Annotated in this window: 24 protein-coding genes; 12 read left to right on the top strand and 12 right to left on the bottom strand. The window is 69.4% G+C overall.

From position 1 onward, the window contains the following. Together ssb and ACTZQ5_RS02970 are read left to right on the top strand one after the other, a co-directional pair. Complete coding sequence (gene ssb / locus ACTZQ5_RS02975) at positions 1 to 579, top strand: single-stranded DNA-binding protein (protein ID WP_443583660.1); 579 nt, start codon at positions 1 to 3, stop codon at positions 577 to 579. A gap of 32 nt (positions 580 to 611) precedes the next feature. Further along, positions 612 to 2,159, top strand: coding sequence for a sensor histidine kinase (locus tag ACTZQ5_RS02970; protein WP_443583659.1), 1,548 nt, complete (start codon positions 612 to 614; stop codon positions 2,157 to 2,159). 74 nt (positions 2,160 to 2,233) lie between these two features. Here ACTZQ5_RS02970 and ACTZQ5_RS02965 read toward each other — a convergent pair whose 3' ends face one another. The 4 genes from ACTZQ5_RS02965 to metX all read right to left on the bottom strand — a co-directional run bounded on the left by ACTZQ5_RS02965 (position 2,234) and on the right by metX (position 4,871). After that, entirely contained in the window at positions 2,234 to 2,638 is a 405-nt protein-coding gene (locus tag ACTZQ5_RS02965) for a response regulator (RefSeq protein WP_443583658.1), read from the bottom strand. Positions 2,639 to 2,728: 90 nt separating this feature from the next. Then, positions 2,729 to 3,316, bottom strand: coding sequence for a methionine biosynthesis protein MetW (gene metW, locus ACTZQ5_RS02960; protein ID WP_443583657.1), 588 nt, complete (start codon positions 3,314 to 3,316; stop codon positions 2,729 to 2,731). Continuing rightward, positions 3,313 to 3,744 carry a GNAT family N-acetyltransferase gene (locus tag ACTZQ5_RS02955; RefSeq protein ID WP_443583656.1) on the bottom strand — a complete coding sequence of 144 codons (432 nt, stop codon included), beginning with the start codon at positions 3,742 to 3,744 and terminating at the stop codon, positions 3,313 to 3,315. Before ACTZQ5_RS02955 ends, metW begins: the two co-directional genes overlap by 4 nt. After that, positions 3,741 to 4,871, bottom strand: coding sequence for a homoserine O-acetyltransferase MetX (metX, locus tag ACTZQ5_RS02950; RefSeq protein WP_443583655.1), 1,131 nt, complete (start codon positions 4,869 to 4,871; stop codon positions 3,741 to 3,743). Before metX ends, ACTZQ5_RS02955 begins: the two co-directional genes overlap by 4 nt. A gap of 77 nt (positions 4,872 to 4,948) precedes the next feature. Between metX and hisC the strand changes: the two genes are divergently transcribed. Both hisC and ACTZQ5_RS02940 read left to right on the top strand, forming a co-directional pair. Next, a complete protein-coding gene (gene hisC, locus ACTZQ5_RS02945) occupies positions 4,949 to 6,043 on the top strand; it encodes a histidinol-phosphate transaminase (protein WP_443583654.1) in 1,095 nt (364 codons plus the stop codon). Beyond that, entirely contained in the window at positions 6,043 to 6,948 is a 906-nt protein-coding gene (locus tag ACTZQ5_RS02940) for a prephenate/arogenate dehydrogenase family protein (protein ID WP_443583653.1), read from the top strand. Before hisC ends, ACTZQ5_RS02940 begins: the two co-directional genes overlap by 1 nt. Before the next feature lie 162 nt (positions 6,949 to 7,110). On the opposite strand, the gene ACTZQ5_RS02935 is transcribed toward ACTZQ5_RS02940, so the two are convergent. The 5 genes from ACTZQ5_RS02935 to ACTZQ5_RS02915 form a co-directional block, all read right to left on the bottom strand. Further along, complete coding sequence (locus ACTZQ5_RS02935; protein ID WP_443583709.1) at positions 7,111 to 8,061, bottom strand: phytoene/squalene synthase family protein; 951 nt, start codon at positions 8,059 to 8,061, stop codon at positions 7,111 to 7,113. After that, the gene (locus tag ACTZQ5_RS02930) at positions 8,051 to 8,632 is read right to left on the bottom strand and encodes an LOG family protein (protein ID WP_443583652.1); all 582 of its coding nucleotides are present in this window, start codon (positions 8,630 to 8,632) and stop codon (positions 8,051 to 8,053) included. The genes ACTZQ5_RS02935 and ACTZQ5_RS02930 overlap by 11 nt, the downstream gene beginning before the upstream one ends. A gap of 159 nt (positions 8,633 to 8,791) precedes the next feature. Next, entirely contained in the window at positions 8,792 to 10,267 is a 1,476-nt protein-coding gene (locus ACTZQ5_RS02925) for a phytoene desaturase (RefSeq protein WP_443583651.1), read from the bottom strand. A 49-nt stretch (positions 10,268 to 10,316) separates the two neighbouring features. After that, complete coding sequence (gene crtY, locus ACTZQ5_RS02920; protein WP_443583650.1) at positions 10,317 to 11,483, bottom strand: lycopene beta-cyclase CrtY; 1,167 nt, start codon at positions 11,481 to 11,483, stop codon at positions 10,317 to 10,319. Between the two features lie 157 nt (positions 11,484 to 11,640). Beyond that, positions 11,641 to 12,111 (bottom strand): DUF3885 domain-containing protein, encoded by a 471-nt coding sequence (locus ACTZQ5_RS02915; RefSeq protein ID WP_443583708.1) that lies wholly within the window; start codon positions 12,109 to 12,111, stop codon positions 11,641 to 11,643. A 257-nt stretch (positions 12,112 to 12,368) separates the two neighbouring features. Between ACTZQ5_RS02915 and ACTZQ5_RS02910 the strand changes: the two genes are divergently transcribed. The 4 genes from ACTZQ5_RS02910 (at position 12,369) to ACTZQ5_RS02895 (ending at position 15,179) form a co-directional block, all read left to right on the top strand. Continuing rightward, positions 12,369 to 12,875 carry a GNAT family N-acetyltransferase gene (locus ACTZQ5_RS02910; RefSeq protein ID WP_443583649.1) on the top strand — a complete coding sequence of 169 codons (507 nt, stop codon included), beginning with the start codon at positions 12,369 to 12,371 and terminating at the stop codon, positions 12,873 to 12,875. Between the two features lie 187 nt (positions 12,876 to 13,062). Beyond that, positions 13,063 to 13,872, top strand: a complete 810-nt coding sequence (locus tag ACTZQ5_RS02905; protein WP_443583648.1) for a sterol desaturase family protein — start codon at positions 13,063 to 13,065, stop codon at positions 13,870 to 13,872. Continuing rightward, entirely contained in the window at positions 13,784 to 14,227 is a 444-nt protein-coding gene (locus ACTZQ5_RS02900) for a DUF2141 domain-containing protein (RefSeq protein WP_443583647.1), read from the top strand. Before ACTZQ5_RS02905 ends, ACTZQ5_RS02900 begins: the two co-directional genes overlap by 89 nt. 67 nt (positions 14,228 to 14,294) lie before the next feature. After that, positions 14,295 to 15,179 (top strand): MipA/OmpV family protein, encoded by an 885-nt coding sequence (locus ACTZQ5_RS02895; RefSeq protein WP_443583646.1) that lies wholly within the window; start codon positions 14,295 to 14,297, stop codon positions 15,177 to 15,179. Between the two features lie 34 nt (positions 15,180 to 15,213). On the opposite strand, the gene ACTZQ5_RS02890 is transcribed toward ACTZQ5_RS02895, so the two are convergent. Both ACTZQ5_RS02890 and ACTZQ5_RS02885 read right to left on the bottom strand, forming a co-directional pair. Further along, on the bottom strand, positions 15,214 to 15,972 hold the full coding sequence (locus ACTZQ5_RS02890; protein ID WP_443583645.1) for an anti-sigma factor: 759 nt from the start codon (positions 15,970 to 15,972) through the stop codon (positions 15,214 to 15,216). Beyond that, a complete protein-coding gene (locus ACTZQ5_RS02885; RefSeq protein WP_443583644.1) occupies positions 15,962 to 16,546 on the bottom strand; it encodes a sigma-70 family RNA polymerase sigma factor in 585 nt (194 codons plus the stop codon). The genes ACTZQ5_RS02890 and ACTZQ5_RS02885 overlap by 11 nt, the downstream gene beginning before the upstream one ends. A 207-nt stretch (positions 16,547 to 16,753) precedes the next feature. On the opposite strand from ACTZQ5_RS02885, the gene ACTZQ5_RS02880 reads away from it, so the two are divergent. After that, on the top strand, positions 16,754 to 17,755 hold the full coding sequence (locus ACTZQ5_RS02880) for a ferritin-like domain-containing protein (RefSeq protein WP_443583643.1): 1,002 nt from the start codon (positions 16,754 to 16,756) through the stop codon (positions 17,753 to 17,755). A gap of 17 nt (positions 17,756 to 17,772) precedes the next feature. Continuing rightward, entirely contained in the window at positions 17,773 to 18,810 is a 1,038-nt protein-coding gene (locus ACTZQ5_RS02875) for a ferritin-like domain-containing protein (RefSeq protein WP_443583642.1), read from the top strand. Here ACTZQ5_RS02875 and ACTZQ5_RS02870 read toward each other — a convergent pair. After that, positions 18,791 to 19,135 carry a helix-turn-helix transcriptional regulator gene (locus tag ACTZQ5_RS02870; RefSeq protein ID WP_443583641.1) on the bottom strand — a complete coding sequence of 115 codons (345 nt, stop codon included), beginning with the start codon at positions 19,133 to 19,135 and terminating at the stop codon, positions 18,791 to 18,793. The two genes, ACTZQ5_RS02875 and ACTZQ5_RS02870, sit on opposite strands and share 20 nt — an antisense overlap. Positions 19,136 to 19,359: 224 nt before the next feature. On the opposite strand from ACTZQ5_RS02870, the gene ACTZQ5_RS02865 reads away from it, so the two are divergent. Both ACTZQ5_RS02865 and ACTZQ5_RS02860 read left to right on the top strand, forming a co-directional pair. Next, on the top strand, positions 19,360 to 20,457 hold the full coding sequence (locus tag ACTZQ5_RS02865) for a ferritin-like domain-containing protein (protein ID WP_443583640.1): 1,098 nt from the start codon (positions 19,360 to 19,362) through the stop codon (positions 20,455 to 20,457). A gap of 47 nt (positions 20,458 to 20,504) precedes the next feature. Then, positions 20,505 to 21,521, top strand: a complete 1,017-nt coding sequence (locus tag ACTZQ5_RS02860; RefSeq protein WP_443583639.1) for a ferritin-like domain-containing protein — start codon at positions 20,505 to 20,507, stop codon at positions 21,519 to 21,521. The last annotated feature ends 44 nt before the right edge of the window (positions 21,522 to 21,565 follow it).

The raw sequence follows: 21,565 nt of genomic DNA, 5'->3' as shown, positions 1-21,565 counted from the left end.
ATGGCGGGCAGCGTCAACAAGGTCATTCTCGTCGGCAACCTGGGGCGCGACCCCGAATCGCGGTCGTTCCAGAACGGCGGCAAGGTCGTCGAACTGCGCATCGCGACGTCGGAAAGCTGGAAGGACCGCAATTCCGGCGAGCGCAAGGAAAAGACCGAGTGGCACACGGTGAAGGTCTTCAACGAAGGCCTCGCCAACGTCGCCGAACGCTACCTGCGCAAGGGCTCCAAGGTGTATATCGAGGGCGCGCTCACCACCCGCAAATGGCAGGACCAGCAGGGGCAGGACCGCTATTCGACCGAGATCGTGCTGCAGGGCTTCAACAGCGTGCTGACCATGCTCGATGGCGCGGGCGGCGGCCAGGGTGGCGGCGGCGGCGGTAGCCGCGGCGGTGGCGACGATTGGGGCGGCGGCGGCAGCGACTTCGGTGGCGGCGGCGGCGGTTCGTCGGGTGGCGGCTATGGCGGCGGCAGCCGTGGTGGCGGTTCGTCGGGCGGCGGCGCCAGCCGTGGCGGCGGCGGTGGCTTCGGCCAGGGCGGCGGCTTTGCCGACGACCTCGACGACGACGTGCCGTTCTGAGCACGCCCCCGCCCGATGTGACGGCGCCGGAGATGACGGCACCGGGGGCGCTCTGCGCGGTGACGCCGGAGGCTGCGATCGACGAGGAGACGCGCGCCGCCGCCATCGCGGCGCACGACGTCGATACGCTGCGCGGCAGCGCGGCGCTGAAGCGCATCACGGATTTCGCCGCCGCCTTGTGCGAGGCGCCGATCGCGCTCGTCAGCCTGGTCGAGGAAACGCGGCAGAGCTTCCTCGCGCGCAGCGGGCTGGTGCTCGCCGAAACGACGCGCGACCTGTCCTTCTGCCAGCATGCGATGCGACAGAGCGGGATCATGGTCGTCCCCGATGCGACGCAGGATCCCCGCTTTGCTGACAATGCGCTGGTCACCGGCGACATGCAGGTCCGCTTCTACGCCGGCGCGCCGCTGATCGCCGACGACGGCGTGCCGCTGGGCGCCTTGTGCATCATCGACACCGTGCCGCGCGCCGCCGGGCTGACCCCGTTGCAGGCACAGGGGCTCGCGACGCTGGCGGACGCGGTGATGGCGCGGCTGCGCGGCAGTCGTGAGGCGGCGGCGCATCGCTCGGCGGAACGCGACGTGCAGCGCCAGCTGACCGACAGCGAGGATCGCTTCCGCACGCTCGCCGACACCATGCCGCAGATGGTCTGGTCGACGCTGCCCGACGGCTATCACGATTACTACAACGCGCGCTGGTACGACTTCACCGGCACCCCGCCCGGATCGACCGACGGCGAAGGGTGGAACGGCGTGTTCCATCCCGAGGACCAGGCACGGGCGTGGGAGGTGTGGCGCCATTCGCTCGCCACCGGCGATCCCTATCAGATCGAATACCGGCTGCGGCATTTCGACGGCAGCTATCGCTGGGTGCTGGGCCGTGCGCTGCCGATCCGCGACGCCGACGGGCGGATCACCCGCTGGTTCGGCACCTGCACCGACATCCACGAACAAAAGCTCGCGCTGCACGAGCGCGAGATCATCAGCCAGGAACTGTCGCACCGGATCAAGAACATCTTTGCCGTGATCTCCGGCCTCATCTCCTTTGCCGCGCGCAGCCGGCCGGAGTTCGCGTCGGCGGCGAGCGACCTGCGCCAGCGCATCACCGCGCTGGGCCGGGCGCACGATTTCGTCCGCCCGCACAGCCCGGCGTCGCGGCCATCGGCGCAGCAGAACAGCCTGCACGGCCTGCTCGGCGAATTGTTCGAACCCTATCGCCGCGCCGATCGCCATCCGATCGTGATCCGCGGCGACGAGATCGAGATCGACGATCGCTCGGCGACGCCGCTCGCCCTGCTGTTCCACGAGCTTGCCACCAACGCGACTAAATATGGCGCGCTGTCCGCCGATGCCGGAGAGGTCGAGCTGACGGTCACGCGCGCCGAGCGCGAGGCGACCTTGTGCTGGGTGGAACGGCACGGCCCGGCCGTCATCAAACCCGATCTGTCCGCCGGGTTCGGCAGCCAGCTCATCGAATTATCCGCGGTGCGCCAGCTCGGCGGCGCGGTGGATCGCGACTGGCGGCCGGATGGCCTGGTCGCGACGATCCGCGTGCCGCTCGCCGCGTTCAGCCGGACGTGATGGCATCGGCGTGACGGGGTGACACCCCGGCGGCGGGTCGATCTACCCGCCTTCGTTATGCCGCCGCGCGCCGATCAGCTGCCCGTCGAACGATACACCACGACATCGTCATTGGCGGGAGGCGCCGCCTCGGGCTCGGTCGCCATCGCGGCGGCCGCCAGGATCGCGGCTTCGCTGAACGGTTTGCGGATGTAGCCGATCGCGCAATCGCTGCTGCAATCGATCTGCGACGGGTTGGCGGTGACGAACACGACCTTCACGCCATAATCGCGCGCCATCCGCTCGGCGATGCCGGGGCCGGTCGGCCCGTCACGCAGGTTCACGTCGACGAAGGCGAAGCCGCATCCCGGCGCCGCCTCGATCGCGCTCGCGCTGTCGGCGGCGATGGCGGCAACCGCATATCCCGCGTCGAGCAGGATACGTTCAAGGTCAAGAGCGACGAAAATCTCATCCTCGACGATCAGGGCTGTTTTGGTCATCGTGCATCCTGGCTTGGCATAGCCAAACCCAGGTTAGTCGCTTTGGTTCCACGATTTTTCGCCGGTGTGTCCGAATTCGACACGCGCGTGTCAGCGCCGCAACAGGAACACCGCATGCTGCGCGAGCAGGTTGGCGGCCGCCGAACTGCGCTCGCGATCGCCCGACAGGAACCAGGCATCCTCCACCACGACCCGCCGCTCTTTCAGGAAGGCGCGGAAATCGTCGATGGTGACATGGTGGATGTTGGGCGTGTCATACCATTGCTCGGGCAGCTGCCGCGTCACCGGCATCCGCCCGCCCCACAGCAGCGACAGGCGCACGCGCCATTGCGCGAAATTGGGAAAGCTGACGAACGCCCGCCGGCCGATGCGCAGCAGATGCTCCAGTACCACGTCGGGCGCCCGCGCGGTCTGCAGCGTCTGGCTGAGGATCGCATAGTCGAAGCTTTTGTCGGGATAGGCGGCGAGATCGACGTCGGCATCGCCCTGGATCACCGACAGCCCGCGCGCCACCGCCGCCGCGACGTTGCCCGCATCGATCTCCAGCCCGCGCGCGTCGCAGCCGCGGGTGTCGCGCAGCGCCGCCATCAGCGCGCCGTCGCCGCAGCCGATATCCAGCACGCGCGCACCGGTGGCGACGTGGCTGGCGATCACCGCCAGGTCGGGCCGCAGGCTCATGGTGCCGCCCGCAGCTGCGCCGCCGCGTCCGGCGACAGCCGCTCCATATAGCGGTCCGGCCGCAGCGGGGCGTGGAACCCCAGCGCTTCGTAGACGCCGTGCGCGTCGGCGGTGACCAGGCCGATGCGGCGGATGCCGGCGAAGCGCGGATGGTCGACGAACCAGCCGACCATGCGCCGGCCCAGCCCGCGGCCGCGCGCGCCCTCGTCCACCCACACATCGGCGATCCAGGCGAAGGTGGCGTGATCGGTGATCGCCCGCGCGAAGCCGACCTGCCCGCCATCCGCATAGGCGCCGAGGCAGTGCGACCCGGCGATTGCGCGCTCCACCAGCGCACGGTCGATCCCCGGCGACCAATAGCTCGATGCCAGCCAGCCGTGGATACGCGCCACGTCGAGCCGCGCCCGGTCGTCGTCCAGTGCGATCATCGTCCCCCCTTCAGGAAGCCGTCGACCACCCGGTTCATCTCCGGCGCTTCGAGCAGGAAGGCGTCGTGGCCATAGGGGCTGGACAGCTCGACGAAGCTGACCGGCGCGCCCGCCGCGTTGAGCGCCGCCACGATGCTGCGCGATTCGATCGTCGGATACAGCCAGTCGGTATCGAAACTGACCAGGCAGAAGCGCGCGGCGCTGGCGCGGAAGGCGTTGGCGAGCAGGCCGCCATGCTCCTCGGCAAGGTCGAAATAGTCCATCGCGCGGGTGATATAGAGGTAGCTGTTGGCATCGAACCGGTCGACGAAGCTCAATCCCTGGTGGCGCAGATAGCTTTCCACCTGGAAATCCGCGTCGAAGCCGAAGCTCTTGGCCCCATCCTGCTTTCCTGGCCGCGCCTGCAACCGCCGGCCGAACTTCTCGGTCAGCCCCGCTTCGGAGAGGTAGGTGATATGCGCCGCCATCCGCGCGACGGCGAGGCCGGCGGCCGGCGGTTCGCCGCCGTAATAATCGCCGCCGGCCCAGGTCGGATCGGCCATGATCGCCTGCCGCCCGACCTCGTGGAAGGCGATGTTCTGCGCGGTGTGGCGCGCGGTCGAGGCGATCACCACCGCCGCCGCCACGCGATCCGGGAAGGTCGCGGGCCAGGAGAGCGCCTGCATGCCGCCCATCGACCCGCCGACCACCGCCTTCAATCGGCCGACGCCGAGATGGTCGAGCAGCAGCGCCTGCGCGCGCACCATGTCGCGGATGGTGATGACCGGAAACGCCATGCCCCACGGCCGCCCCGTCGCCGGGTTGATGCTCGCCGGGCCGGACGATCCCATGCAACTGCCCAGCACGTTCGAACAGATCACGAAATCGCGCGCCGGATCGATCGGCTTGCCCGGGCCGACCATGCGCGTCCACCAGCCGGGCTTGCCGGTGCGCGGATGCGCGGATGCGACATGCTGGTCGCCGGTCAGCGCATGGCAGATCAGGATCGCATTGCCGCCGTCGGCGGCCAGCGTGCCATAGGTTTCGTACGCGATCTCGACCGGCGACAGCAGCACGCCGCCGTCGAGCCGCAGCGGCCCCGGCAGCGTCACGTGGCGGCCACATCCGAAGCGCTGGTCGTCGGTCATCGTGATGCGTCCGCTACGGCCCGCGCGGCGCGGAAGCAAGTTGTCAACGTTCGGTCGCGGCCGCTATGGCCGCAGCCATGACCGCACCTGCCCCCAAGCCGTGGATTCTCGGCATCGCGCCTTATGTCCCCGGCCGCGCCACCAGCGAGGACGGCCGCAAGGTCGCCAAGCTGTCGTCGAACGAAAACCCTTTCGGCACGCCCGAGGGTGCACGCGCCGCCTATCGCGACGCCGCGACGCATCTCGAACGCTATCCGGATGCCGCCGCGGTCGACCTGCGCGCCGCATTGGCGGCGCATTACGGCGTCGAGGCGGACCGGCTGATCTACGGCACCGGATCGGACGAGGTATTGCACCTCGCCGCCGGCACCTTCGCCGGGCCGGGGGACGAGATCATCCACGTCCGCTACGGCTTCGCGGTGTACGAGATCGCGACGCGCCGCGTCGGCGCGACGCCGGTCGTGGTGCCGGACCGCGACTATGCGACCGATGTCGACGCGATCCTCGCCGCGGTGACCGAGCAGACCAAAGTCGTGTTCGTCGCCAACCCCAACAACCCGACCGGCACCTATTCGACCCGCGAAGAGATCGCGCGCCTCCACGCCGGCCTGCCCAAATCGGTGTTGCTCGTCCTCGACCAGGCGTACACCGAATATCTCGATCCCGAGGATGACGACGGCGGGCTGGAACTCGCCCGCAGCCAGCCCAACGTGCTGGTGACGCGCACGTTCTCGAAGATCTTCGGCCTCGCCTCCGAACGCGTCGGCTGGGGCTATGCCGGCGCTGAGATCATCGCCGCGATGCACCGCATCCGCGCGCCCTTCGCGTTCAGCATCGGCGCGCAGGCCGCCGCGATCGCCGCGCTCGGCGACGCCGGGTTCGTCGCGCACAGCCGCGAACACAACCGGCAATGGCGCGCGTGGTTCAGCGAACAGGTCGACGCGCTACCCGGCCTGCGCGCGGTGCCGAGCAAGGCCAATTTCGTGCTCGTCCTGTTCGAAGGGCGGCTGACCGCGGAAGACGCCTACAAGGCGCTGATGGCGGCGGGCTATGCGACGCGCTGGCTGCCCGGGCAGGGCCTGCCCCACGGCCTGCGCATCACCATCGGCACCGAAGCCGAGATGCGCGACGTCGTCGCCGTATTGCGCGCCGAGACCGACCGGGCCGGCTGATGCTCCCCTTCGCACGCGTCACGATCATCGGCCTCGGCCTCATCGGCTCGTCGGTCGCGCGCGCGGTGCGGCAGGCGATGCCGACGGTGCGGATCACCGGCTATGACTTCTCGCCGGAGGTACGCGCCATCGCGACCCGCATCGACCTTGCCGACGATATCGCCGACAGCGCCGGCGCGGCGGTGATCGACGCCGATCTCGTCATGCTCTGCGTCCCCGTCGGTGCGATGGGCGCGGTCGCCGCCGAATTCGCCGACGATCTGCCTGCGGACGCGATCGTCAGCGACGTCGGCGGCTCCAAGGAGAGCGTGCTCGCCGCGTTGCGCGCCGTGCTGCCGCACGCGACGATCGTCCCCGGCCACCCCGTCGCCGGCACCGAGCACAGCGGGCCGGAGGCGGGCTTCGCGACGCTGTTCCGCGGCCGCTGGTGCATCCTGACGCCCGAGGAGGGGACGCCCGAAGCCCCCGTCGCCCGCCTGCGCGCCTTCTGGGAAGCGCTGGGCGCCGCGGTCGAGGTGATGACGCCCCGGCACCACGATCTCGTCCTCGCGGTCACCAGCCACGTGCCGCACCTGATCGCCTATTCGATCGTCGGCACCGCCAGCGACCTCGAGGAGGTGACCCAGAGCGAGGTCATCAAATTCTCTGCCGGCGGTTTCCGCGACTTCACCCGCATCGCCGCCTCCGACCCGACGATGTGGCGCGACGTGTTCCTCAACAATCGCGAGGCGGTGCTGGAGATCCTGCAGCGCCTGACCGAGGACGTCACCATGCTGCAGCGCGCGATCCGCTGGGGCGACGGCGACCAATTATTCGACCTCTTCACCCGCACCCGCGCGATCCGCCGCTCGATCATCGAACAGGGCCAGGACGACGCCAAGCCCGACTTCGGCCGGAGTCATTGAGGGGAGGGGACACCCTCACCCTTCCGCGGCTACGCCGCTCCCTCCCGCGGCGGGTCGGCCATGCCCCCGGCATGGCCTAAACAGCGCGGAGCGCTGTTTACCCGACGCGCCCGTTGGGAGAGGGAAGAGGCCGCGAAGCGGCCGAAGGGTGAGGGCGATTCGCTAACGAGGGCGCGTCCACAACCCCGCATCCCGCGCCACGAACGGCAACGCCCCCCGCCCCCGCGCTTCCACCGCCGCCCGCGCGATGAAGCGCAGCTTGTCCGCCTTCGACGTCGTCACCCGCGCATCCCACGCCCGCGGGCCCAGGCGTGCGACCTTGCGCCCGATCGCGCCATAGATCGCCGCCGCCGCCAGCACCGCCCAGGCCGAGCGGAACGACAGCGCCCGCGTCCCCTGCCGCGCGCTCGCCTCGAACGCCGCGGCGCGATCCGTCAGCCGCCGGGCGAGGTCGGCGATCGCCTCGCGATGCTCCGGCGCCGCGACCGCATCCGCAGGGATGCCCTTTTCCGCCAGCCACGCGCCGGGCAGGTAGCAGCGCCCGCCGCGCGCATCCTCGTCCACGTCGCGCGCGATATTGGCGAGCTGGAACGCCATGCCGAGGTCGCAGGCGCGGTCGAGCACCGCCTCGTCGTCCGGCGCCACGCCCATGATGACCGCCATCATGCAGCCGACGACGCCGGCGACATGGTAGCAATAACGGTACAGGTCGTCCTCCGACCACGGCCGCCAGCCCTCGCCGTCCAACCGGAAGCCCTGGATCAGGTCGCGCGCGAACCGCGCCGGCAGCCCGGTCTCGCCCGCGACGATGCGCAGCGCGTCGAACGCCGGAACGCCGATCGTCTCTCCCGCCAGCGCGCCTTCGGTCAGCGTCGCCATCGCCGCGATCCGCCGCGGCGCATCGTCCACCGCGCGCAGGTCGTGGCCATGATCCTGCCCGTCGGCGATATCGTCGCAGGCGCGGCACCAGGCATAGAGCAGCCACGCCCGTTCGCGGGTGCGCGGATCGAACAACAGGCTCGCCGCCGCAAAGCTCTTCGATCCGCGCGCGATCGATTCATGTGCGGTGGCGACGATCGCGTCGCGGCTGGGCGAGGGGGCGCTAGAGGTCAGACGTCTTCATCCGCACGATCGGCTGCGTCGGCACGTGGGCGTCCATCTTGGCGAGCAGCCCGTCCAGCGTATCGTCGACGATCAGCAGGTCGCGATGCTGCGGCCGCAGGAAGCCGACCTCCGCCGACTTCTCCCAAAAGGCGATCAGGTGATCGTAATAGCCCGCGACGTTGAGCAGCCCGACCGGATCGGCATGATAGCCAAGCTGCGCCCAGGACAAGGCTTCCCACAATTCGTCCATCGTGCCGGTGCCGCCGGGGATGGTGACGAAGCCGTCGGCGAGATCGGTGAACGCCGCCTTGCGCGCGTGCATGCCGGCGACGACGTGCAGTTCGGTGAGGCCGCGGTGCGCCACCTCCGCATCGACCAGCGCCTGCGGGATCACGCCGATCACCTCGCCGCCCGCCTCCAGCGCGCTGTCGGCGATCGCCCCCATCAGCCCCAGCCGGCCGCCGCCATAGACGACGCCGATGCCGCGTGTGGCAAGGGTGCGCCCGATCGCGCGGGCGGATTCGATGTAGACGGGGTCGGCCGGCGTCGCGGAGCCGCAATAGATGGCGAGGCGTTTCATGGCGCCGGCGCTACGCCAGCATCTGGAGAGGGACAAGCCTTCCCCTCGTCATACCGGCGAATGCCGGGATCCATGGACCCGGCCGGCGAGCGTCGGCGCGCACCACCAGCCGCACGCAACCATGGGTCCCGACGTTCGTCGGGATGACGGCAGGACAGCCTACCGCCCGCCCAGCATCAACGCCGCGGTCGCCTTCGCACTGCCGACCACGCCCGGAATCCCCGCGCCCGGATGCGTGCCGGCCCCCACGAAATACAGGTTGGGGATATGGTCGTCGCGGTTGTGGACGCGGAAATAGGCGCTCTGCGTCAGGATCGGCTCCAGGCTGAACGCCGATCCCATGTGCGCGTTGAGGTCGGTGGCGAAATCGCTCGGCGCATAGCTGAACTTGGTGACGATCCGCTCGTGGATGTCGGGGATCAGCCGCCGCCCGACCTCGTCGAGGATGCGCTTTTCCAGGATCGGGCCGACCTCGTCCCAGTCGACCGGGAACTTGCCCATGTGCGGTACCGGCGCCAGCGCGTAGAAGGTCGAATGCCCCTCGGGCGCCAGGCTTGGGTCGGTCACCGTCGGATGGTGCAGGTACAGCGAGAAATCCTGCGCCAGCACGCCATGGTCGTAGATATCCTCCAGCAGCCCTTTGTAGCGCGGGCCGAACAGGATCATGTGGTGCGGAATGCCGGGCCACGCGCCCTTGATGCCGAAATGCACCACGAACAGCGACGGCGAATAGCGCTTCTTTTCGAGGCTGCCGCGCGTCCGCTGCGCACTGCGCGACGTCGACAGCAGGTCGCGATAGGTGTGCATGATGTCGCTGTTCGCCGCCACCGCGTCGGCGGTCTGCGACCAGCCGCTTTGCGTCGTGATGCCGGTGACGCGGTCGCCCAGCGTCTCGATCGCGGTCACCGGATCGCCGAGCCGCAGCGTGCCGCCGATCCGCTGGAACTGCGCCACCATGCCCGCCACCAGCCGGTTGGTGCCGCCGCGCGCGAACCAGACGCCGCCGTCGCGCTCCAGCTTGTGGATCAGCGCATAGATCGCGCTGGTCGTCATCGGATTGCCGCCGACCAGCAGGGTGTGGAAACTCAGCGCCTCGCGCAATTTCTCGTTGGCGACATATTTGGACACGATCGAATAGACCGATCGCCACGCCTGGTATTTGGCCAGTGCCGGCGCCGCCTTCACCATCGAGGCGAAGTCGAGGAAGGCGACGTGCCCCAGCTTCTCGTAGCCCTCGCGATACACCCCTTCCGCATATTCCAGGAAGCGGTGGTAGCCGGCGACGTCGGCGGGGTTGAGCTTGCCGATCTCGCGCTGCAACGCAGGCTCGTCGTTCGAATAGTCGAAGTTGGTGCCGTCCGCCCAGTTGAGCCGGTAGAAGGGGGACACCGGCTCCAGCGTCACGTCCTCCGCCATGTCGCGCCCGGTCAGCGCCCACAATTCCTTCAGGCAGGCGGGATCGGTGATGACGGTCGGCCCGGCATCGAAGGTGAAGCCGTCACGCTCCCAATAATAGGCGCGGCCGCCCGGCTTGTCGCGCGCCTCGACGATCGTCGTCTGCACGCCTGCCGATTGCAGCCGGATCGCCAGCGCCAAACCGCCGAAGCCCGAACCGATGACGATTGCCGATTGCATGCTGTCCATTCCCTGTTTCGTCATCGCCACACCGTCCCCGGCCACACCGTCACCGCCATTGCGTCGTCCGCAATACCCTGATCGCGGCACCGACCGGCACCGGCGGCTTGCCGGTCAGGATCCGCGCCTTGTCCCTCAGGCTCGATCGCCCGGCATAGAAACGGGTGATGAGCGTCGGGTCCAGCCGGTAGAAGCGCTCGATGATGCGCCAGCGTTCCGCCGGATCGCCGGCGCGGAACATCATCGCGTTCAGCATCCGGTAGAAGGCGCCGCGCTTCCACGCCGCCGCCGCATGATCGTGGGTGAAGCGGGCGAGCGCCCCGCCCGACAGGTCGGTCAGGCCGGCGATCCGTACCGCCAGCCGCACCGCATCGGGCAGCGAATAGCCCGTCGCCGGCTGGAACAGCCCGGCGCGCATCCCCGCCTTGGCGATGTTGCCGCCGGTCGAGCGCCAATAGGCGTCGAAATCGCCGCCCAGCGTGATCGGCAGCACCCCCGCCTCGCCGCGGACGATGGCCTCCACCTGCCAGCCCCGCTGCGCGGCATAATCGGCGATGCGCGCGCCGATCGCGGCGCCGTCCAGGTCGGGCGTGTCGCTGTAATAGGTATCCTCGACGAACATCGTCCGCTCGGCGAAGGGCAGGCAGTAGACGAAGCGATAGCCGTCGATCTGCGCGACCGTCGCGTCCATCACCGTCGGCCCGCCGGCCCCGTGCGGCTCGCGCAGCGCCAGCTCCTGCCCGACGAATTTCTGCCAGCCGAGGTCCAGCGTGGCGAGGTCGCCCGGCCCGCGGCAATCGATCACGCCGCCCGCCTCCACCCGGTCGCCGTCGGCGAGCACCACCGCGGTGGCGGAGGCGGCGAGCACCTTGCGCCCCGTCATCACCGCCTGCGCCGGCAGCCGTTCGCGCAGCACCGCGTCCAGCCGTTCGCTGGTCAGCGAATAATAGGTCGCGTCGACCTGCCGCTTCAGCCGGGGAAAGGCGACGTCATAGCCGCGCCAGCCATGCACCACCAGCGGCGCGACCAGCCAGCGGTCCGCGCTCTCCACGTCGCTGCCGAAGAACGACCAGACATGATCGCCGCCGAACGCCGCCCCCGATTCGATGACGCGCACGTCGCAATCGGGCCGCTTCGCCTTGAGCGCCAGCGCGATCAGCCCACCGGCCAGCCCGCCGCCGACGATCGCCACGTCGCAAGGGATCGTCCTACCCATCGTTGAAGCGCCTAGCCGAAAGCGGAGCGGGCGAGAACCGGGATTTCTGGGCCGGGTAGGCGGGTGGATCGATCACGTTTGTCGATGACGTTCGGTCCGCTGTCATACCTGGCGGCCGTTCCGCTGCCGCCCAATAGCGGACGTTTCAGAGCAAACCTCACAGCCCCGCAGGATGATCGGAAAGCCACTCGGGCCATGCTGCCTTCAACTGGTGAACGGCTTCCCACGAGGCCGGAAACAGGTCGAAGCCGCCGTCATAAGGGGCGAACACCGCACCGTTGTCGCACCTCATCCAAACCGCACGCCGAGGCTCATCGTCGGCAATCGACAGCAGCTTTGCGTTGCTCGCTCCCGCCCGCCAACGTTCGTGGCGGACGTAAAATCTCCAGACGGGATCGTCGGGATCATCGGTTTCTCGGCCCGAGAGCGCCACCTCGCCTCCCGCCATCAGATCATCAGGGTCGCCCTCGATGACCCAACACCACTCGTCCTCGCCGAGCAACCAGTCGGCCAAAGCATTTGCTCGCGAAAGGATGATGCTTCGCTCGACTTGATCGTCTGCGTATCTCTTCGAATTGGGGAGAGCGTGAAACCGGACCCACGGCGCTCTCGCGCAGCTACGGAGCATCCATCCGAGTGGCAGGCACGTCGGATGACACCGCGCCCAATCGCGTCGAAACTGTTCGGCAGGGGCGCGGTCTCTGGTCATCGCTGCTACTTACAATGAACGTCCGCTAACCCCCAAAACCGGTCATTGCTCTTCATGATTCCAATTGGGATTGTGTAGCGCCATACACGCTTCACTCACCCGAAAGCCGCTTTGCCAGGCCACCCCGCGACCGTGCACCGTTCCAATCCCTTCCTGCCGCTCCTAGCCTGCTCGCCATGACCGCGCCCACCCTCACCACCGATCGCCTCTCGCTCGTCGCGCACCACCCCGAGCATCTCGACGCGCTGGCGGCGATGTGGGCCGAACCCGCGGTCTACACGATGATCGGCGGCGTGGCGCGGAGCCGTGAAGAGGTGTGGCTGCGGCTGCTGCGTTCGATCGGGCAATGGCAGGCGTTCGGTTATGGCAGCTGGGTGTGGCGCGATGCCGCCGGCACAATCGTGGGCGAGGGCGGGCTGATGGAGGCACGGCGCGCGATCGATCCGCCGCTGATGCTGCCCGAAGCGAACTGGGTGCTCGCCCCCGCCGCGCACGGCCGGGGCTATGCCGGGGAGGCGCTGACCGCGATCCTCGCCTGGGCGGCGGCGCAGGGCATCGCGCGCACCACCTGCATCATCGATCCCGCCAACGCAGCCTCGCTGCGGCTCGCGGCGAAGCTCGGCTACCGGCCGGTGCGCGATGCGGCGTACAATGGCCGGACGGTCGTGGTGCTGGAGCGGTGAACGGCGCCGATGTGTAACGATCCAGATGTTGGTCGCTTACCTCCCCCTCCGTCACCGCTTCGCGGCGCCACCTCCCCCTGGCGGGGGAGGAATATCGAAGCTCCTGTCCGTGCAAAGGCCGCGGAGCCTTTTGGCCTCGCCCAATAAACACCTGCCCCCGCCGGCCCGTTTCCTTTATACCGCACCCATGCTGCTCGCCATCACCTTGTCCGCCCTGGCGATGACGCTGATCGTCGGGGTCCGCTACCTCATCGTCTCGGGCGCGTTCGCGGCGGCGACGCGGGTGCGGCATCCCGGCCTCTACCGTGGCCTCGATGCGCAGATGCGGCGCGAGATCGCCTGGAGCCTCGCCTCCGCCGCGATCTACGGCATTCCCGCCGGCGTCCTCGCCTGGGGGTGGAAGGCGCATGGCTGGACGCGCATCTACGAGAACGTGCACGCCCGGCCGCTATGGTACCTGCCGGTGTCGGTGCTCGCCTATCTGGTCCTCCACGACACCTGGTTCTACTGGACGCATCGCTGGATGCACCGGCCCGCGGTGTTCAAGGCGGCGCATGCGGTGCATCACGCCAGCCGCCCGCCGACCGCCTGGGCGGCGATGGCGTTCCACCCGATCGAGGCGGTGACCGGGGCTGTGGCAATTCCGCTACTGGTGCTGCTGATTCCGATCCACGTCGGCGCTCTGGGCTTCGTGCTGGCGGTGATGACCGTTATGGGTGTGACCAATCATATGGGGTGGGAGGTTTTCCCGCGGTTCATGTGGCGGGGGCCATTGGGGGCATGGCTGATTACCGCAAGCCATCATCAACGCCACCATGAGCAATACGGGTGTAACTATGGGCTCTATTTCCGCTTCTGGGATCGCCTGTGCGGCACCGACCGGGGGGTCGGTGATTTCGCGCGCTCGCATGCCCGGGCGGCGGCGCGTGGCCCGGCTGGCGGCGCTGCTGCCGGCGGCGGCGCTGGTGCTCGGCGCGGCGCCGATCGCGCGGCTTGACGTCGGCGTCGACCATATGCGCTCGGCCAAGGGGCTGCTGCGCGTCTGCCTGACCGCCGATCCGGATAATTTCCCCGCCTGCGTCGACGATGCCGATGCCATCACCCGTTCGGTGCCCGCCGGCGCGCACGCCATGCATTTCGACGGCCTGCCGCTGGGCAATTACGCGGTGGCGGTGATCCATGACGAGAACGGCAATGCCAAGCTCGATACCTTCGCCGGCATCCCGCGCGAAGGCTTCGGCTTTTCGCGCAATCCCGCGATCCGCTTCGGCCCGCCGCGCTTCGCCGCCGCCCGGTTCGCGGTGACGGGTGATGCAAACCGGCAACAGATCACGATGCGTTACATCCTCTAGTCCGAACGGTGGAGCCATAAGGGATCGCGCCGCGTTACGGCGACGTAACAGGTTCGGAGCCAACCCTTTGTCGTCCAAGTTTTTCCTGCCGCTGGCCGTTGCGGCTGCCACTGTCGCTGCACCCGCCTTCGCCCAGGATGCGCAGGGGCTGCCGCCCGACACCGGTTCGGCCGCCACCGCAGCGCAGCTCGACGTCGACCGCGATACGATCACCGCGGGTGTCGCCGGCGTCTACCTGACCGATTACGAAGGCTCGAACGATTATCGCTTCGTGCCCGCGCCTGCGGCGATCGGCTCGGTCAAGGGCTATGCCTTCACCCTCGCCGGCAACCGGCTCAGCGTCGATCTCATCCGCAACCAGCCGGGGCCGGTGTGGGACCTGCAGGCCGGGCCGATCGGCGTCGTCAACTTCAACCGCAACAGCGTCAAGAGCATCGACGATCGCCGCGTCCGCGCGCTGGGCGAGGTGGATACCGCGATCGAGCTCGGCGGCTATGTCGGCATCGGCAAGACCGGCGTCATCACCAGCCCCTATGACAAACTGTCGGTGACCGTCAGCTACCGCCACGACGTGGCGGGCGCGCACGACAGCGGCATCTGGCAGCCGAGCGTCAACTATCTGACGCCGCTCAGCACCAAGGCGGCGGTCGGCCTGTTCGCCTCCGCGGAGCGCGCCGGCCGCGGCTATGCCACCACCTACTTCTCGGTATCGCCGCAGCAGACGGTCGCGAGCGGCCTGCCGACCTATTACGCGCGCGGCGGGTGGAAGAACTATACGCTGGGCGGCCTCGCCACCTATTCGCTGACCGGCAACCTGCTGCAGGGGTGGAAGGTCGTCGCCGGCGCCACCTACCGCCGCATGCTCAACGACTTCGCCGACAGCCCGCTGGTCAGCATCGCCGGTTCGAAGAACCAGTGGCTCGGCGCGGTCGGGATCGCCTACACCTTCTGACGCCGGGCGTCCCCTCCTGCGTGGGGAGGGGGGCCTAACCGCTCAGCTTGCCCGTCGCCACCACCGGTCCGGTCGGCAGGCCGGTCGGCGATCCGCCGGCCGGTTCGATCGAGACGGCGAGCACCGTGTCCGCCGCCAGCACCGGGCGCAGCGCCGGCGAGACGGCGATACGCGCCGCGCCCGCTGTCGGCAGCAGCCCGAGCGAGCGCGGCGGCTCGGCACCCCGGATCGCCCACAGCTCCGCCACCCGCCCGGCCGGCGCGGCCACCGCGCCCGCGATCCGCACCGTGCCGGCGGTGCGATCGTAGGCGGCCGCGATCGGCGCACCGCCGCCGCTCGGCACGATCGCGGCGAGCAGCGGCGGCGGCGCTGCGACCGGCACCGGCACCGGCACGCGCACCGGAGCGGGCGGGGGGCGCAGCAGCAGCGTCGCGGTCACCGCCAGCAACAGGCAGGCGGCCATGGCGGCACCGATCGCCACGCCCCGCCAGCGTGCCGCCCGCTGCGCAGCCACCGGCGCGGCATCGTCGTTCGCCGCGCGGCCGCGCGCATCCAGCGTCGCCTCGATCCGCCGCGCCACCGCGGCCGGCGCCTCCACCCCGGGCCAGGCCGCGAACAGCGCCGCCAGCCGCGCCTGCCACCATTCCACCGCGATGGCGAAGCCGGGCTCGCGCGCCAGCCGCCGCAACGCCGCCTCGCGCTCGGCGCCGTCGAGCAGCCCCAGCGCCAGCTCCGCGGCGGCGAGGTCGGGATCGGTCCCCGCTGGATCGGGCAGGGCGGGATCAGGCGGCATCCAGGCACCTCCGCAGCGCCAGCAACCCGCGCCGCACCCAGCTCTTCATCGTCCCCAGCGGCACCGCCTGCCGTTCGGCGAGTTCGGCATAGGTCAGCCCGCCGAAGAACGCGCTGCGGATCGCCGCGCGTTGCCGCCCCTCGATCGCATCCAGGCACAGGTGCAGCCGGGCGCGCGCCTCCTCCGCCAGCAGCACGTCGTCCTGCACCGGCGCAGCATCGGGCAGCGCGTCGGCCGCCTCGACCGGCGCGGCCTGGCTGCGCCCCTGCCGCCGGCGCCAGTCGATCGCCCGGTTGCGCGCGATCGTCGCCAGCCAGGAAATCGGGCTCGCCCGCCCCGGTCGATAGGCGCCCGCGCGGTTCCAGATGGTGAGATATACGTCGTGCAGCACGTCCTCGGCACCCTGCCTGTCGTCGCAGATACGCAGGCAGATCCCGAAAAGCTTCGCCGATGTCGATTGGTACACCGCACGAAATGCGTCGCGATCCTCTTCGCCGGTGCGGATCAGGGCGTCCACCAGGGCGGCGCGGGCAGCATCGGCCGGGTTGGGGTCGGTCGCGGACACGGCGTCCATGGCTAACGTCACTTGCACCATCGGGCAACAACCGGTTGCGATCTTGCCGGTTTGATCCAGGTTCGATCGGATGTTCGGCGCTTTTCTTTTTCATCCTCCGCATCCTTTGCCGGGTCTGCGCGTACCTGATCGAAGTTAACCGGGTCGGTCTGTGCAGTGGCACGGCGGCGGCGTTTGACGGAATTAGGTTGTGGGAGGTTGCTGACGATGACGCAGGCGGACCAGATCATCGAGGCGTTCGACGCGCGCGCCAGGCGGCGCGACGATCGTCGCGCATTCTTCAAGAACGCCATGGGTGTCGCGGCAGTGACCGCGGCCGGCGCGGCGGCGATGTCGATGGCGAGCGAGGCGGAGGCGCAGTCCACCGGCCCCTCCGAGATCGACGTGCTCAACTTCGCGCTCAACCTCGAATATCTCGAGGCGCAATTCTACAGCTATGCCGCCACCGGCCAGGGCCTGCCCAACAACCTGCTGACCGGCGGCGTCGGCACGCAGGGCGCGGTGGTCACCGGCACCGGCGCCGGCTCGGCCCGCCAGGTGCAGTTCAGCGATCCGGCGATCGCCGCCTATGCGCGCGAGATCGCGGCCGACGAGGTCGCGCACGTGACCTTCCTGCGCACCGCGATCGGCAGCGCCGCCTCGACCGCCGCGATGCCGCAGATCAACATCTCGGGGTCGGCCGGCGGTGCCTTCGCCGCCGCGGCAGCCGCCGCCAGCCCGGCCATCACCGGCTTCGATCCCTATGCGGACGACAACAGCTTCCTGCTCGCCGCCTTCGTCTTCGAAGACGTCGGCGTCACCGCCTACAAGGGCGCAGCCGGCGCGCTGTTCAACAACAAGCTGTATCTGGAGGCGGCCGCCGGCATCCTGGCGGTAGAGGCGTATCACGCCGCGCTCGTCCGCACCGCGCTCTATGCGCGCGGGCTCAACACCCCGTCGCTGCGCACCACCGCCGACACCATCTCCAACCTGCGCGATTCGGTGGACGGCTCCTCCGATCTCGACCAGGGCATCTCGCCGACGACCAACGCGACCGGCATCGTCGCCAACATCGCGCCGCTCGATCCCAGCGGCCTCGCCTTCAGCCGCACGCCGGCGCAGGTGCTCAACGTCGTCTACCTCAATCCGAAGTCGGTCACCGCGGGTGGATTCTTCCCCAACGGCATCAACAACGGCAACACCGCGCTCCGCGCGAGCGCAGCGAACTGATCGGAAGAGGACGCACCATGACCCAGGACAGCTCGGTCCTCGACATCGTCGACGCGACCATCGCCCGCCGCAATGCGCGCCGGGCCTTCATCAAGGCCGCAGCCGGCGGCGCCGCCGCCGTCGGCGGGCTCTCGCTGCTCGCCGCCTGCGGTGACGACGACGGCGCCATGTCGACGCCGTTTCCGACCCCGACGCCCACGCCGACCACGGCCAGCACCGACGTCGCCATCCTCAACTTCGCGCTCAACCTCGAATATCTCGAGGCGCAATTCTACAGCTACGCCGCCTTTGGCGCCGGCCTGTCACCGGCCGTCCTCACCGGCACCGGCACGCAAGGCGCGGTCGTCACGGGCTCCGGCGCCGGCTTCCCGCGCGCGGTCGATTTCTCGGGCGATCCGCTGATCGGCCAGTACGCGCGCGAGATCGCGGGCGACGAGAATGCGCACGTCATCTACCTGCGCAATGCGCTGGGCTTGTCCGCGGTGGCACAGCCGGCGATCGACATTTCCGGCACCGCGACGGGCGCCTTCACCGCCGCCGCCCGCGCCGCCGGGGTGGTCGGGGCGAGCGACACGTTCGATCCTTATGCCAGCCCGACCAACTTCCTGCTCGCCGCCTATATCTTCGAGGATATCGGCGTCACCGCCTACAAGGGCGCCTCGCCGTCGATCTCGGCGATGTATCTCGACGCGGCGGCCGGAATCCTGGCGGCGGAGGCCTATCACGCGGGGCTGGTGCGCACCGCGCTCTACACCCGCGGCGTCAGCAATCGGGACCTCATCACCGCCACCACCAAGATCTCCGACGCGCGCGACCTGCTCGACGGATCGGGTGACGACGACCAGGGCATCGCCGGCACCAACATCGGCGTCCTCGCCACCGCGGTGTCGAACATCGTGCCCGCTGACACCAATGCGATCGCCTACAGCCGCACCTCGCAACAGGTGCACAACATTGCCTATCTGAACGTCAGCGGCGCCAACCGCACCAAGGGCGGGTTCTTCCCGAACGGCACCAACAATCCCAATCCGGCGTTCACCGTCGGCCTGGGCTAACCACACCTTCACGGCTGGAGGGGCATAGTCCCTCCAGCCTTCGGCGTCTCAGCCGGCCCGATAGCGGCCATCGCGAGCCGAGCACCAGCGCCTCGATCTCCTCCTCGGAGAACATGAGCGGCGGCAGCAGGAAGCCCGGCCTCAGCACATAGCCCAGGCCCGCCTCGCCCTCGATATCGGCGCCCTGCGCCTTCAGCGTCTCGATGTCGCGATACACCGTGCGCAGCGACACGCCGAGATCGGCGGCCAGCACCGCGCCCGCCACCGGGCGGCGATGCCGGCGCAGCGCCTGGATCAGATCGAGCAGTCGCTGCGCGCGAGACATCGGCCATCGTCCTCCCGTCCGGCATCCTGCCATGCCATGGCAGCAGCGTGTCAAGGCGCCGGCGTGCCTGCGAAACGGGCGGCAGACGCGTCCATCGTGCCGCTCATCGCCTCCGACCGGCCGATTCGCACGCGTCCGGGCTTGACGCACCGGGCCGGATGCGGAACGGCTGCGGGCATCCTGGGCGGCTCGTTTCCGCCCGCGTCATGGGGAGAACCCGAGTAATGACCGCCCGAACCGATATCGACAGCGCCGTGATGACCGCGGCGCTTGACGCTCGCGTCGCCCGTCGCGAGGAACGCCGCGACTTCTTCCGCAACGCTTTCGGCGCGATGGCCGTCACCGCCGCCGGCACCGCCGCGCTGACGCTGGCGCAGCGGGCCGAGGCGCAGACCACGACCTATACGGATCAGGATATCCTCAATTTCGCGTTGAACCTCGAATATCTCGAGGCGCAATTCTATGCCTATGCCACCACCGGTGCCGGCCTGCCCGCCAGCCTGCTCGGCGGCACCGGCACCGCAGGCACGGTGCGCGGCGGCCAGCAGGTGCAGTTCAGCGATCCCGTCATCGCCCGCTACGCGCGCGAGATCGCGGCGGACGAACTCGCCCACGTCACCTATCTGCGCAACACGTTGGGGGCGAGCGTCGCGGTGGCGCAGCCGGTGATCGACATCTCGGTCGGGCCAGGCACCGCCTTTTCGCTCGCCGCGACCGCCGCCGGGCTGATCGCCGCCGGCGGCACCTTCAATCCCTATGCCAGCGACGAGAATTTCCTGCTCGGCGCCTTCCTGTTCGAGGACGTCGGCGTCACCGCCTACAAGGGCGCGGCCCCGCTGCTCACCAAGACCTATGTCGAGGCGGCCGCCGGCATCCTCGCCGTCGAGGCCTATCATGCCGCGACGATCCGCAGCGAACTCTACCGCAAGGGGCTCGCCACCGGTTCGACGCTGATCGACCAAGCCGGCAAGATCTCCGACGCGCGCGACAGCCTGGATGGCGGCACCGATATCGACCAGGGCATCGCCGCCCAGACGCGCACCGTCTCGGTCGCGCCGACCCCGACGCCTTCGTCCACCGCAACGCCGACTCCGACGCCGACGCCCACGCCGACCTCCACGGCTACCCCGTCGCCGACGCCGACGCCGTCGGTGTCCTACACGGTGTCCAACATCGCGCCGGTCGATGCCAACGGCATCACCTACACCCGCACCCCCAACCAGGTGCTCAACATCGTCTACCTCAACGCCGCAGCGGCGAGCGCGGGCGGGTTCTTCCCCTCCGGCCTCAACGGCACGATCAAGGCGGCGGTCGCCTCCTGATCCGTCCGCTCGTCCCTCACCCTCGCGTATCCAGGGGATCTGACCCGATGACCGACCATTCGACCGACATCGCGCGCAACGCCGCCATCTTCGACAAGATCGCCGAACGCCGCGCCGAACGCCGCAACTTCCTGCGCTATGCCGGCGGCGCCGCCGCGTCGGCCGGCGCGCTGTCGCTGCTCAACGCCTGCGGCGGCGACACCGGCAGTTCGTCGCCGACGCCGACGCCCAGTGCGACCGTGCCCACCGTCGGCGCCGATGCCGACGTGCTCAATTTCGCGCTGAACCTCGAATATCTCGAGGCGCAATTCTACAGCTGGGCGGCGTTCGGCCAGCCGCTGTCCGCCGGCCTCACCACCGGCATCGGCACGCTGGGCGCGGTGACCGGCGGCGCCGCCGTCAGCTTCTCCGATCCCATCGTCGCGCAATATGCGCGCGAGATCGCCTTCGACGAGATCCAGCACGTCGTCTTCCTCCGCTCCGTGCTCGGCAGTTCGGCGGTGGCGATGCCGGCGATCAACATCGCCGGCGATGCGACCGGCGCCTTCACCGCCGCCGCGCGCGCGGCGGGCGTCGTCGGTGCGACAGGGGTGTTCAACCCCTATGCCGACGACATCAGCTTCCTGCTCGGCGCCTATCTGTTCGAGGATGTCGGCGTGTCCGCGTACAAGGGCGCCTCGCCGCTCATCAACAATGCGGTGTTCCTGGAGGCGGCGGCCGGCATCCTCGCCACCGAAAGCTACCACGCCGGCCTGATCCGCTCGACGCTCTACCGCAAGGGCGTCGATGCGACCCAGGCGCTCTACAACCCCACCATCCTCAACAACGCCCGCCTCATCTCCGATGCGCGCGACAGCCTGGATGGCAGCGGCGATATCGACCAGGGCATCGGCGACGCGACCACGGCCAACATCGTGCCGACCGACCCCAACGGCCTCGCCTACAGCCGGTCGACCGGCCAGGTGCTCAACATCGTCTACCTCAACAAGGCAGCGGTCGGATCGGGCGGGTTCTTCCCCTCGGGCGTCAACGGCAACATCCGCACCAGCGCCGCCAGCGGCTGATCTCGCACGCTCCTCCCCTGGGCAGCAGGGGAGGAGCGCGCAGT

Origin of the sequence: Sphingomonas cellulosilytica, from assembly GCF_052321755.1 — a bacterium.
Classification (GTDB): Bacteria; Pseudomonadota; Alphaproteobacteria; order Sphingomonadales; family Sphingomonadaceae; genus Sphingomonas.
This window is presented reverse-complemented; position numbering and strand designations above follow the sequence as displayed.

What these genes read in the sequence shown, in the direction of transcription:
- ssb (WP_443583660.1), top strand. Translation starts at nt 1, where the DNA reads ATGGCGGGCAGCGTCAACAAGGTCATTCTCGTCGGCAACCTGGGGCGC.
- ACTZQ5_RS02970 (WP_443583659.1), top strand. Translation starts at nt 612, where the DNA reads ATGACGGCACCGGGGGCGCTCTGCGCGGTGACGCCGGAGGCTGCGATC.
- ACTZQ5_RS02965 (WP_443583658.1), bottom strand. Translation starts at nt 2,638, where the DNA reads ATGACCAAAACAGCCCTGATCGTCGAGGATGAGATTTTCGTCGCTCTT.
- metW (WP_443583657.1), bottom strand. Translation starts at nt 3,316, where the DNA reads ATGAGCCTGCGGCCCGACCTGGCGGTGATCGCCAGCCACGTCGCCACC.
- ACTZQ5_RS02955 (WP_443583656.1), bottom strand. Translation starts at nt 3,744, where the DNA reads ATGATCGCACTGGACGACGACCGGGCGCGGCTCGACGTGGCGCGTATC.
- metX (WP_443583655.1), bottom strand. Translation starts at nt 4,871, where the DNA reads ATGACCGACGACCAGCGCTTCGGATGTGGCCGCCACGTGACGCTGCCG.
- hisC (WP_443583654.1), top strand. Translation starts at nt 4,949, where the DNA reads ATGACCGCACCTGCCCCCAAGCCGTGGATTCTCGGCATCGCGCCTTAT.
- ACTZQ5_RS02940 (WP_443583653.1), top strand. Translation starts at nt 6,043, where the DNA reads ATGCTCCCCTTCGCACGCGTCACGATCATCGGCCTCGGCCTCATCGGC.
- ACTZQ5_RS02930 (WP_443583652.1), bottom strand. Translation starts at nt 8,632, where the DNA reads ATGAAACGCCTCGCCATCTATTGCGGCTCCGCGACGCCGGCCGACCCC.
- ACTZQ5_RS02925 (WP_443583651.1), bottom strand. Translation starts at nt 10,267, where the DNA reads ATGCAATCGGCAATCGTCATCGGTTCGGGCTTCGGCGGTTTGGCGCTG.
- crtY (WP_443583650.1), bottom strand. Translation starts at nt 11,483, where the DNA reads ATGGGTAGGACGATCCCTTGCGACGTGGCGATCGTCGGCGGCGGGCTG.
- ACTZQ5_RS02915 (WP_443583708.1), bottom strand. Translation starts at nt 12,111, where the DNA reads ATGCTCCGTAGCTGCGCGAGAGCGCCGTGGGTCCGGTTTCACGCTCTC.
- ACTZQ5_RS02910 (WP_443583649.1), top strand. Translation starts at nt 12,369, where the DNA reads ATGACCGCGCCCACCCTCACCACCGATCGCCTCTCGCTCGTCGCGCAC.
- ACTZQ5_RS02905 (WP_443583648.1), top strand. Translation starts at nt 13,063, where the DNA reads ATGCTGCTCGCCATCACCTTGTCCGCCCTGGCGATGACGCTGATCGTC.
- ACTZQ5_RS02900 (WP_443583647.1), top strand. Translation starts at nt 13,784, where the DNA reads ATGCCCGGGCGGCGGCGCGTGGCCCGGCTGGCGGCGCTGCTGCCGGCG.
- ACTZQ5_RS02890 (WP_443583645.1), bottom strand. Translation starts at nt 15,972, where the DNA reads ATGCCGCCTGATCCCGCCCTGCCCGATCCAGCGGGGACCGATCCCGAC.
- ACTZQ5_RS02885 (WP_443583644.1), bottom strand. Translation starts at nt 16,546, where the DNA reads ATGGACGCCGTGTCCGCGACCGACCCCAACCCGGCCGATGCTGCCCGC.
- ACTZQ5_RS02880 (WP_443583643.1), top strand. Translation starts at nt 16,754, where the DNA reads ATGACGCAGGCGGACCAGATCATCGAGGCGTTCGACGCGCGCGCCAGG.
- ACTZQ5_RS02875 (WP_443583642.1), top strand. Translation starts at nt 17,773, where the DNA reads ATGACCCAGGACAGCTCGGTCCTCGACATCGTCGACGCGACCATCGCC.
- ACTZQ5_RS02870 (WP_443583641.1), bottom strand. Translation starts at nt 19,135, where the DNA reads ATGTCTCGCGCGCAGCGACTGCTCGATCTGATCCAGGCGCTGCGCCGG.
- ACTZQ5_RS02865 (WP_443583640.1), top strand. Translation starts at nt 19,360, where the DNA reads ATGACCGCCCGAACCGATATCGACAGCGCCGTGATGACCGCGGCGCTT.
- ACTZQ5_RS02860 (WP_443583639.1), top strand. Translation starts at nt 20,505, where the DNA reads ATGACCGACCATTCGACCGACATCGCGCGCAACGCCGCCATCTTCGAC.